The sequence below is a fragment of the Candidatus Obscuribacterales bacterium genome (assembly GCA_036703605.1).
Classification (GTDB): Bacteria; Cyanobacteriota; Cyanobacteriia; order RECH01; family RECH01; genus RECH01.
Genome location: DATNRH010001207.1, coordinates 1 through 1,118 on the forward strand (window position 1 = coordinate 1; position 1,118 = coordinate 1,118).

The following is a 1,118-nucleotide window of genomic DNA, read 5'->3' on the forward strand; positions in this document are numbered from 1 at the left end:
GACCTTACCAAGCTGAACGCAGCGCCATTGTCATCTCGTAAACATTGGGAGAATGTGAGAGACAGTGGAAGCTACGTAGTTGGGTTTCTCGTCTTTGGCCTTGCGTTACACCCTGAGGACGATAACCAAGGCTGTGCCTACAACTTGCAGCGACATACTTGGTACTCCGAAGAAACGCGGGGACCGTGGCGATTGGCAATGTGAATGCTTTTAGAGTACACGTCCAACTAGCTTAGCGGTGAAGGTTTCAGGACTCAGGAGGCTGTGGAAAACATACCACCAACAGGCTGACCTTGAGGGTTGCGTCCCTATCCCGCCGTGTCACACCTGTCAAGTTTGGGCACTCCCAGCTGGGATGCCCAACAAGGTTTATCGAGCGAATCAAGAGTTTCAAGAGCCTAAGTATGATATCCCACTGCTAATTCATTTATGATTATGATGCTTGTCGCAGAATTGCTTATCCATCCAGCTCAAGCTTGCAGTGACATGTAGAAGTACCACAAGCTCTATAGCAAAGCGAGGAAAGCAAGAGCGGTTCCCATAGTAGAAGCTCCAACGCACCAGCCTTCGTCACTGCAATATTCGTCGACTGGGCAATCATCGTCACCATCGCATGAAAATACACATCGACCCATCGTAGTGTCGCAGGTGGGCTCAGTGGAGTAGCATTCGGAATCGGTACGGCACTGAGAGCAAGAGGAACTGGAACCGTCATCGCTGAGAACGCAGTAGGGAGTGCTGGGGCTATCGGTGGCGCACTCGCTGTTGGAAACGCATCCGTACTGATCAGTGGGAAACTCATTGGTCTCGCAAGTCACCTGGGTCTGGTTGTTGCAGATGACACCAAAGGCAGGGTAGTTGGGGGTTCCAAAGAAGGTGAACATCAAGTAGTAGTTGGCACCCATAACATAGTCGTGCGTGAAGCAGGCGTCACGGAGAGTGGCACCGGTCTCGCCGCAATCGTCATTACAGTCAATGCTCTCACAGGTACCCTCAACAGCGACGGCAGGGTCGATGGCGGAGTCGGACAGCAGATCGAGTTGCACATCAACACCTCCAAGGTTGTAGAAGAGTCCAGTGGACATGGTGTTGGTCATGTTCATATCAACAGTGAAAGG

1 protein-coding gene is annotated in these 1,118 nt (G+C 51.6%); it reads right to left on the minus strand.

Annotated elements, in window-relative coordinates; translation table 11 throughout:
• Positions 1-506: 506 nt before the first annotated feature.
• Positions 507-1,118 (minus strand): hypothetical protein (locus V6D20_25005; protein ID HEY9819041.1); only part of this gene is annotated, 612 nt, incomplete at its 5' end.